The organism is Burkholderia lata (assembly GCF_902499335.1).
Lineage (GTDB): Bacteria > Pseudomonadota > Gammaproteobacteria > Burkholderiales > Burkholderiaceae > Burkholderia > Burkholderia lata_B.
In genome coordinates this window covers 1-1,233 of sequence record NZ_CABVQK010000049.1, presented here as the reverse complement: position 1 = coordinate 1,233, position 1,233 = coordinate 1, and the positions used below count along the sequence as shown (strand labels likewise).

General features: G+C 62.0%; 1 protein-coding gene. It reads right to left on the bottom strand.

Annotated elements, in window-relative coordinates:
• Positions 1-1,180 (bottom strand): IS3 family transposase gene (locus BCO18175_RS40375; protein ID WP_174989399.1). Its coding sequence is split into 2 segments (ribosomal slippage), with 1,181 coding nucleotides annotated over them: positions 1-880 and positions 880-1,180; the frame shifts between segments, so codons are not numbered across the junction. This gene is flagged as partial in the annotation.
• Positions 1,181-1,233: the final 53 nt, after the last annotated feature.

Here is a 1,233-nt window from a genome sequence, read left to right as displayed (position 1 = left end):
GTTTCGTATTCGACGGGAGTGCAGTAGTCGATCGACGTGTGCATGCGCTGTCGATTGTAATAGCCTTCGATCCAGTCGACGATGTCCAGGCGAGCCTGAGCGCGGGTCTCGTAGCGCGTTTGGTAAATGCGCTCGACCTTCAGGGTTTTAAAGAAGCTCTCCATCGGCGCGTTGTCCCACGCGTTTGCACGCCGGCTCATTGAGACCATCATGCCGAATTCGGCGGCCAGATCGCGATACGCCCAACTGGCATATTGACTGCCCCTATCCGAATGCAGCAGTAATCCGGGCCCGGGTTTGCGTTGCCAGTACGCACTGCGTAATGCTTGGCAGACCAGATCCGCGTTGATTCGCTCCGACATCGACCAGCCGACGATACGCCGGCTTGCCAGATCGAGGATCGCCGCGAGAAACAGCCAGCCTTCGTCAGTGGCGATGAACGTGATGTCACTCACCCACGCTTGGTTCAGCTGCCAGCCATCGAAGCGCCGATCCAGCAGATTCGGCGCCACCGGCAGATGATGCGTCGAATCCGTGGTGACTCGATACGGTCGCTTGTAGACCGGGCGCAGCCCCTGACGTTGCAGGCTGCGTCGCACGCGCTCAGCGCTCGCCGGCCGGCCCTGAGCACGCAATTGCCGCACGATGCGAGGACGGCCATAGCTGCCGCGACTGGCCCGGTAGATGGCCGCCACTTCGGCATCCAGCTCCTGGTTGGCCTGCGCCCTGACGCTGGGCGGGCGAGCCCGCCACTGGCAATACCCGCTGCGCGAGACGGCCAACACCCGGCACAGCCGGCTCACGCTGTACTGGTCGCGGTGTGAGTCGATCCAGGCGTACCTCACCGCGACCCCTTCGCGAAGTACGCCGTTGCCTTTCGGAGGATTTCGATGTCGAGCTTCGCGCTGGCCAACTCCTTGCGCAACCTGCTGACCTCGGCCTCCAGATCGCTGACCGGTCGACGACTGGAACTCGGCGTGCTGGGTAACGGCCCCGTCGCCGCTTCAGCATTGCCTTTGCGCTGGTCTCGGCACCAGTTGCCCAGTGTCGCCACCGGTACACCCAGCCTGCGAGCGGCCTCATGCTGACCGACGCTCTCCGACAAGCGCACCGCCTCCACCTTGAATTCCTGCGTGTATTGCCTTCTCGGCACCACGTTCTCTGCCATTCTGTTCTCCATACAGTCAAAAAGTTATCAAACTTCTTGCTGTACGTGGAATCGAGACAGGGTCA